The sequence below is a fragment of the Streptomyces sp. SID5464 genome (assembly GCF_009862985.1).
In the GTDB taxonomy this organism is placed as follows: domain Bacteria; phylum Actinomycetota; class Actinomycetes; order Streptomycetales; family Streptomycetaceae; genus Streptomyces; species Streptomyces chartreusis_D.
Window position 1 is genome coordinate 115,391 of record NZ_WWIQ01000044.1, and the last position, 7,977, is coordinate 123,367.

Annotated in this window: 7 protein-coding genes; 3 read left to right on the forward strand and 4 right to left on the reverse strand. The window is 70.4% G+C overall.

From position 1 onward, the window contains the following. Positions 1 to 88: 88 nt before the first annotated feature. Positions 89 to 2,179, forward strand: a complete 2,091-nt coding sequence (locus GTY47_RS21685) for a serine protease (protein WP_010047719.1) — start codon at positions 89 to 91, stop codon at positions 2,177 to 2,179. 14 nt (positions 2,180 to 2,193) lie between these two features. Here GTY47_RS21685 and GTY47_RS21690 read toward each other — a convergent pair whose 3' ends face one another. From GTY47_RS21690 to GTY47_RS21700, 3 genes are all read right to left on the reverse strand, one after another. Further along, positions 2,194 to 2,799, reverse strand: a complete 606-nt coding sequence (locus tag GTY47_RS21690) for a MarC family protein (RefSeq protein WP_010047720.1) — start codon at positions 2,797 to 2,799, stop codon at positions 2,194 to 2,196. 86 nt (positions 2,800 to 2,885) lie between these two features. Further along, positions 2,886 to 3,743, reverse strand: a complete 858-nt coding sequence (locus GTY47_RS21695; RefSeq protein WP_010047722.1) for a PHP domain-containing protein — start codon at positions 3,741 to 3,743, stop codon at positions 2,886 to 2,888. A gap of 187 nt (positions 3,744 to 3,930) precedes the next feature. Then, positions 3,931 to 4,572, reverse strand: a complete 642-nt coding sequence (locus GTY47_RS21700) for a DUF6758 family protein (RefSeq protein ID WP_029181732.1) — start codon at positions 4,570 to 4,572, stop codon at positions 3,931 to 3,933. A gap of 159 nt (positions 4,573 to 4,731) precedes the next feature. Here GTY47_RS21700 and GTY47_RS21705 point away from each other — a divergent pair, with 159 nt between their 5' ends. After that, positions 4,732 to 5,955, forward strand: a complete 1,224-nt coding sequence (locus GTY47_RS21705) for an MFS transporter (RefSeq protein ID WP_010047733.1) — start codon at positions 4,732 to 4,734, stop codon at positions 5,953 to 5,955. Positions 5,956 to 5,985: 30 nt separating this feature from the next. Here GTY47_RS21705 and GTY47_RS21710 read toward each other — a convergent pair whose 3' ends face one another. Further along, positions 5,986 to 6,570 (reverse strand): suppressor of fused domain protein, encoded by a 585-nt coding sequence (locus GTY47_RS21710; protein WP_010047736.1) that lies wholly within the window; start codon positions 6,568 to 6,570, stop codon positions 5,986 to 5,988. 459 nt (positions 6,571 to 7,029) lie between these two features. Here GTY47_RS21710 and GTY47_RS21715 point away from each other — a divergent pair. After that, positions 7,030 to 7,977 (forward strand): magnesium and cobalt transport protein CorA (locus tag GTY47_RS21715; RefSeq protein ID WP_010047737.1); only part of this gene is annotated, 948 nt, incomplete at its 3' end.

Consider the following 7,977-nt stretch of genomic DNA (forward strand, 5'->3'; position numbering starts at 1 on the left):
GTGCGGGGGCTCCGCTGTTGCGGGCCTCCGCGGTGGGGGGCGTACTGGCTGAGGGGGACGGTCAGAGCGAGAACGGGACGGTGGACACATGTCCGTGACGGGCCGGTCGAACGAGGAACTGCACGAGCGGGCGGCGGCCGAGGCCGCGCAGCGGTACGAGGACTCCGCCGCGGAGCGCGAGCGGGTCGAGGGCCGGATGGCGGCCGGTGTGCGGTTCCCCGACAACCCGGACGCCCTCGCCGTGCGCGCCGACCGGATCCTCGACCGGGGCGGCCTGTCGCCCTCGGCCGTGGTGGCGGACATCCGTGGGGAGGCCATGGACCTGCCCCAGGCCAACGAACGCATCATCGACCTGTCCAACGAACTCCAGGCCTGGAGCTTCCTGCCGCGCGGGGTCAGGGCCGGAGCCACGGTCGCCCGGATCACCCTGCGCCGTGACGGCCGCGAGCTTCCGCACGGCACCGGCTTCCTGGTCTCGCCGCGGCTGCTGATGACCAACCACCACGTGCTGCCCGACGAGGCCTTCGCCCGCCAGTGCTTCGCGGAGTTCAACGCCCAGGTCACGGTCGACAACGTGCCCGACACCGCCGTCCGCATGGAGCTCGACCCGGGGACGTTCTTCACCGCGGACCAGCGGCTGGACTTCGCCCTCGTGGCGGTCGTGCCCACCCAGGACGGTCGCAAGCCGGGTGAGGTCTTCGGCTGGAACCGGCTCAGCGTGCAGCTCGGCAAGCTGGTGCTCGGCGAGAAGGTGAACATCATCGGTCACCCGGACGGGCGCCTCAAGGAGATCGTCCTGCGCGACAACGCGGTGCTGGTACGGCTCGACGACTTCGTCCAGTACCGGACCGACACCCGCCCCGGCAACTCGGGCTCCCCCGTCTTCAACGACCAGTGGGAGGTCGTGGCCCTGCACCACAGCGGCGTCCCGAAGAAGGACGACCAGGGCCGCGTCCTGCGGAAGGACGGCCGGCCCTGGAGTCAGGGCGACGGCGACGACGCGATCGACTGGGTCGCCAACGAGGGCGTCCGCATCAGCTCGATCCTCAAGCATCTGGCCCGGCTGGACCTCGACGCCGGGCGCCGCGCGCTGCTGGCCGAGATGGGCCCGGACTCCGGCCTGGACCAGAGCACGGCCGCCCCCGTACCCCAGCCGGAGGGAGCCACGCCGGCCGTACCCGGCATCACGACCCCGTCGGTCCCGGGCACCCCTGTGACCGTGGCCATGACCGCGAGCGAGACCCGGACGCGGACCCCCGAGAAGGGACGCCCGGCCCGCAGCACCGCCTTCGGTGGCCGTCGGCACCTGGTCTTCCTGCACGGCAGGGACCAGCAGGGCAAAAAGCCCGACGACCTCCGTCGGCAGTGGACGTCCGGCCTGAACCACGGCCTCACGCTCGCGGCACTGCCCACGGTCGACCCGGAGGACGTGTGGTTCCCGTTCTACGGCACGAGACTGGCCGACCTCGTGGCCGGGCGGGAGAGCACGGCGCAGGCCGTCGGACTCGACGAGGTGAGCGCCGCCGCTGCCGCCGAGGTCTTCGCCGCCGAATCACCCACCGGCTCCTACGAGCAACTGCTCTACGAGGCTGCCGCCCGGGCCGGCATGCCCCAGAACGGCCCGGCGGCCACCGAGGGCTTCGGGGCGGGGCTGGTCGGCGCACTGCACCGGCCGCTGAGCTGGCTCGCCGCCCGGTCCGACCTGGACGAGTGGACCATCGCCACGTTCCTGCGGGACGTCGACCTGTACCTGGGCGACAGTGCCGTACGGCAGGCCGTGCTGGACAGCGTCCTGGAGACGATGCCCGCCACCGGCGAACTGGTGCTGGTCACGCACAGCCTGGGCACGGTCGTCGGCATGGACCTGCTGACCCGGCTGCCGCAGGGCCTCGACCCCGTGCTGCTGGTCACCGCGGGCAGCCCGCTCGGGCTGGACGGCGTCAACGAGCGGCTCCTCGCCCGGGGCCCGCACCGGCCGCCCAAGGTGCGCGACTGGGTCAACGTCTGGTGCCCCACCGACGCGGTGGCCGTCGGCTGTCCCCTGGCGGACGAGCGGTGGGGCAAGCTCACGCAGCTGGCCGTCCAGAACGGCCGGGACCGTGCGCACAAGATCGAGGAGTACCTCGCCCACACGGGACCGGCCAAGGAGATCGGCACCGTACTGACCCGCCCCTTCTGACGCGGCGGCGCGCCTCAGCTGCCCTGGACCACCTGCGTGACCCCGTTGATGATCTGCTGCACGGCGATCGCGGACAGCATCATGCCCGCGAGCCGCGTCACCAGGACGACACCGCCGTCCTTGATGATCCGGATGATCACCAGCGAGTAGCGCATCACCAGCCACAGCACGACGTGGATGGCGAGGATCGCCGTCCACACGGAGACCTGCGTGGCGACACTGTGGGCCTTCTGCACGGCGAGGATGACCGACACGATCGCCCCCGGCCCCGCCAGCAGCGGCATGCCCAGCGGCACGAGAGCGACGTTGACGTCCTTGGTCTGCTTCGGCTCGTCCGTCTTGCCGGTCAGCAGATCGAGCGCGATCAGCAGGAGCAGCAGCCCACCCGCGATCATCAGCGCGGGCACGGACACGTGCAGGTAGTTCAGGATCTGATGCCCGAGCAACCCGAACACGGTGATCACACCACCGGCGACACAGACGGCCTGGAAGGCCATCCGCTTCTGCACCTTGCCGGGCCGTCCGGCGGTGAGCGCGAGGAAGATCGGGGTGATCCCGGGGGGATCCATGATGACGAAGAGGGTCAGGAACAGGGAGCCGAAAACGGCGAGGTCGAACATGAGCGTGATGGCCTTGCGGGAGTACGGGAGGGTGGGCACAGCCGGCAACGCCGGGTGCCTTCAAACGGACCTACGGGACAGAGACCTCAGACCCCGCCGGCTCCCGGCACGGGAAACGCCCCGAAGGCCCGCCGCGTGATCTCCCCGTACACCTCGGGATCCGTCGTGTACTCCCCGAGCACACAGGTCTTCCGGCTGCCGTGATAGTCGCTGGACCCGGTCACCAGGAGCCCCAGCTCCTTCGCCAGCCCCCGCAGCCGCGCACGCGTGTCCGTGTCGTGGTCCATGTGGTCGACCTCGATGCCGTCCAGCCCGGCCGCGGCCATCTCGGCGATCGCGGCCTCCGGCACCGTGCGCCCCCGCTTGCTCGCCCCGGGGTGCGCGAACACCGCGACCCCGCCCGCGCCCTTGATCAGCCGGATCGCCTCGAAGGGGTCGGTCTCGTGCTTCTCCACGAAGGCCCGGCCGCCGTCGGCCAGCCAGTCCTGGGTGAACGCGTCGCCGACGGTCGGCACGACGCCCAGCTCGACGAGTGCGGTCGCCACGTGCGGACGCCCGACGGAGCCGTCACCGGCGATCCGCGCCACCTGCTCCCAGGTCACGGGCACGCCCAGCTCCTGAAGCTTGGCGATCATGCCCCGCGCCCGGGGCACCCGGTCGTCCCGGACCAGCTCGCGCTCGGCGAGCAACCCCGGTTCCTCGGCGTCGAAGAGATACGCCAGCATGTGCATGCTGATGCCGTCGAGCCGGCAGGAGAGCTCCGCTCCGGTGACCAGCGTGAGCCCCTCGGGCAACGCGGCGATCGCCTCGGCGTGCCCGCGGGTGGTGTCGTGATCGGTCAGCGCGACGACGTCCAGCCCGGTCGCGGCGGCCTTCCGCACCAACTCCGCCGGAGCGTCCGTACCGTCGGAAGCGGTGGAGTGGGTGTGCAGATCGATGCGCACGACGCGGACTCCAGACACTGACGGGACGAGCAGGGCTGCTCAAGGATAACCGGATTTTCGACACCCCTGTCACACCCGAACCCAGGAAGCGCCCCCTACAGTCAACGCTGAAGGGGCGCGGGGAACTGCGCGACGAGCCACCGACCCCCGCAGCCGCCCGCACACCCGAAGCCCCGCTCCCTGGGCGCTACGGCTGAAGCAATCGCGGCGACAGAGCCCCACACGGCACCAGCTCCACCTCGGCGCCCGCTTCCCGCAGATCCGCCAGCACCAGCTCGTCGTACATCAACAACCCCGACTGCTCCGGCCACACGACCGCCCACAGCCACATCCCGAGCGCCTCACCGGCGAACACCGCACGATCCTCCGGCGCACCGGACACATGCCACAGCGGCGTCGGACGCCCGGCGGCGAGAACCTTCGCCTGAGCCGGCTTCCCGACGTCCATGTACGGCCCCGGATCCGGACCGTCCATGCCCGCGTACCGCGCGCCGAGTCCGACGCCGAGCTCCTCCGCCACCAGGATCAGCTCACCCATCCCGCCGAGCGGCCCGGGTCCCGTGCAGGCCACGGCCGTGGCGCGGCCACCCGTGCGGTCGTCCCCCGCGCAGGCCACGCCCGTGAACAGCCAGCCGACGGGCAGCGGCCAGGGCATCCACACCGGCACCCGGGTGCGGTGCACCACGACGTTGAGGGCGTCGACGCTGGGCGGTATCACGGGCTGCACCGGGTGGACGGTGCCGTGCACATCACACTGCCACGAGTCGGAGAAGAGGCCGGGAGCCCTGACCCGGCCACCGCACTTCGGGCAACTGGGTTCGCCCCTCATAGGGCCCCACGGTCCTACCCCCGCCCCGTCGCGTCAAGGACGATCACCCAACCGGACGGAACCCTTCACCCCCACACCAGGTGTAGCTTGCATTAATTAGCCTATCTAACTTAGTGTGTGTATATACCAACTACTTTCGTTCGGGAAAGGGAGCAAGCAATGGACCCCTTCGACGCCGGAGCGGGCGGCCTCCTGAAGCAGCCCAAGTCCGTGTGGGCGACCGCCGGGGCGTCGGTCGTCGCCTTCATGGGCATCGGACTCGTCGACCCGATCCTGCCGTCCATCGCCCAGGGTCTGCACGCCACGGCCAGCCAGGTCTCCCTGCTCTTCACCTCGTACTTCCTGATCACCGCCGTCGCGATGCTGGTGACGGGCTTCGTCTCCAGCCGGATCGGCGGCCGCAGGACACTGCTGCTCGGCCTCGCGTTCGTCGTCGTGTTCGCCGGGCTCGCGGGCACCTCCGGATCCGTCGGCGAACTGGTCGGCTTCCGGGCCGGCTGGGGCCTCGGCAACGCGCTGTTCGTCTCGACGGCCCTCGCGGTCATCGTCGGCGCGGCGGCCGGTGGAAGCGCGGCGGCGATCCTGCTGTACGAGTCGGCCCTCGGCCTCGGCATGGCGTGCGGTCCGCTGCTGGGCGCCCTGCTCGGCGACGCCAGCTGGCGCTACCCGTTCTTCGGCACGGCGTTCCTGATGGCGGTCGGCTTCCTGTGCATCGCCGTGTTCCTGAAGGAGCAGCCGAAGCCGGCCCGCAGGACCTCGCTCCTGGACCCGGTCAAGGCGCTGGGCCACGGCGGCCTCGCCTCGGCGGCGGCCTCGGCGTTCTTCTACAACTACACGTTCTTCACCGTGCTGGCCTTCACCCCGTTCGTGCTGAACATGAGCCCGTACCGGTCGGGGGCGGTGTTCTTCGCCTGGGGCGTGCTGCTCGCCGTCTTCTCGGTGATCGTGGCGCCGCGGCTCCAGAAGCGGTTCGGCTCGCTGAAGGTGCTCGGCGGTTCGCTGGTGCTGCTCGCGGCCGACGTGCTCGTGCTCGGCTACGGCGACCACACGACGGCCGTGGTCTGCACGATCCTCTCCGGCGCCTTCATCGGTGTGAACAACACCGTCTACACCGAGCTGGCCCTCGGCGTCTCGGACGCGCCCCGGCCGGTGGCGAGCGCGGGCTACAACTTCGTGCGCTGGTTCGCGGCGGCGGCCGCCCCGTACTTCGCGCCGAAGATCGAGGAGTGGACCGACCTCCACATCCCGTTCGTGGTGGCGGCGGCCACCGCCGTCGTGGGCGCGCTCGTGGTCGTCGTACGGCGCAAGGCGCTCACCCACGAAGCGGAGGAGCCGGAGACGAAGCACGCGACCGAGGACGGGGTCACCGTCTTCGCCAACTGAGCTTTCATGGCCACAGGTTGGTGAGCTTCCTCACTCCAGCGGGACGGACTTCCGGGACGGATCCCGGAGGTCCGTCCCCTGGTTCAGCCACCTCTCCTGGAGCGCCTGGGCGCCGTGCACGCGCTTCCAGGCGGCCTCGTTGGGGGTCATCGGCAGCAGCGGCAGGAACCGCACCGGGTCGAGGGGCTCGTCGAGCTCCAGGTCCTCGACCAGACCGCCCGGCTCGGCGACCAGGACCGAGGTGAAGGGGGCGCCGGGCCACAGCGGTTCGCCGACGTCGAGCGACGCCCCAGGAGCCACGACCAGGCCCTCCACCTGCGGTGACGCGGCGAGCACGGCGAGCGGGCGGAGCGCCTTGTCGGTGTCGGCCAGCCCGGCACGCACGGAGAGGACCAGCTCGGCGCGCGGACCCTTGACCGGGTCGGCGACCACCGTCGTGGGGTCCGTCATGGGGTGCGCGGACATGCCGAGCGTGGCGTAGCGGACGATCTCCCCCTCCTGGAAGCGGAGCACCTCGATGCGGTCCGTGCCCAGGAAGGTGACCGCCGCGCGCCCGTCCGGTTCGCCCAGCGCGGTACGCAACCGGGCCTCGACCAGAGGAAGAACATTTGCCATGCGGCGAGCATAGAACTCGTCAGTAGCGGGCAAACAAGGGCCTTGACACGTCGGGCGGCTGATACTCTTGCCCGGTGGTTCGGGGCAGCACGCAGAAGCGTCGCGATCAAGCCCCGACGCCGAAGGAACTCCCTTACGAGGGACCGGCCGGAGGAGGTGGGACTGCAATGGACCGAAGTCGACCGTGCAGTAGCACCACGCTCTTCCCGCCGCTGACGTAGCTGTTCTGGCTCTGGCTGGTCGCCACCTCTCGCACTCGCTCCACGCGGAAGAGCGCTTCGTTTCGCTTTGCCTGATCTGCCTCAGTAGCTGAATCAGTAACGAGACTCGCCACCGCGACGGTGCGGTGCTCCCCGCTTTGTGGACGTGCCAAACATCATCAGTCCCAACGTCCTCATTCCGGGTAGTTCCACCTGTCGGGTCCGGCGCCTTTCGTTGCCTGTCGCGAAGGAGCCCGCCATGTCGATGATCCGCGACCTGCGCGCCGTCGTCCGTCCGTCCCGCGTGTCGCTGCGCAAGGAGGGCGGGACGTACGACGCCACCCGTAGCCCCGCGACGGCCTCCGCCGTCGTCGACTGCGCCATCTACCGGGACGGCCGCCGCATCCAGACCGAGAACCCGCTCACGCCGCACGAGGCGGTGCGCCTGGTGCGCCGCGACGGCGGCTTCGTGTGGATCGGCCTGCACGAGCCGACCGAAGCCGAATTCTCCGGCATCGCCAGTGAGTTCGGGCTGCACCCGCTGGCCGTGGAGGACGCCGTCCAGGCCCACCAGCGGCCCAAGCTGGAGCGCTACGACGACTCCCTCTTCACGGTCTTCAAGACCATCCACTACGTCGAGCACGACCAGCTCGACGCCAACAGCGAGGTCGTCGAGTCCGGTGAGGTCATGTGCTTCACCGGGCGGGACTTCTTCATCACCGTCCGGCACGGCGGGCAGGGATCCCTGCGGGCCCTCAGGCACCGCCTCCAGGACGACCCCGAGCTGCTGGCCAAGGGCCCCTCGGCCGTGCTGCACGCCATCGCCGACCACGTCGTCGACGGCTACATCGCGGTCGCCGACGCCGTGCAGGACGACATCGACGAGGTCGAGACCGAGGTGTTCTCACCGGGGCGCAAGGGATCCCCGCGCGGCTCGGACGCCGGCCGGATCTACCAACTCAAGCGCGAGGTGCTGGAGTTCAAGCGGGCCGTGTCGCCGCTGCTGCGGCCCATGCAGCTGCTGAGCGAGCGGCCGATGCGGCTCATCGACCCGGACATCCAGAAGTACTTCCGGGACGTCGCCGACCACCTGGCCCGGGTCCAGGAGCAGGTCCTCGGCTTCGACGAGCTGCTCAACTCCATCCTCCAGGCCAACCTCGCGCAGGCGTCCGTGGCGCAGAACGAGGACATGCGGAAGATCACCTCA

Coding starts and splice junctions, on each gene's coding strand:
- GTY47_RS21685 (WP_010047719.1), top strand. CDS start 89: ATGTCCGTGACGGGCCGGTCGAACGAGGAACTGCACGAGCGGGCGGCG.
- GTY47_RS21690 (WP_010047720.1), bottom strand. CDS start 2,799: ATGTTCGACCTCGCCGTTTTCGGCTCCCTGTTCCTGACCCTCTTCGTC.
- GTY47_RS21700 (WP_029181732.1), bottom strand. CDS start 4,572: ATGAGGGGCGAACCCAGTTGCCCGAAGTGCGGTGGCCGGGTCAGGGCT.
- GTY47_RS21705 (WP_010047733.1), top strand. CDS start 4,732: ATGGACCCCTTCGACGCCGGAGCGGGCGGCCTCCTGAAGCAGCCCAAG.
- GTY47_RS21710 (WP_010047736.1), bottom strand. CDS start 6,570: ATGGCAAATGTTCTTCCTCTGGTCGAGGCCCGGTTGCGTACCGCGCTG.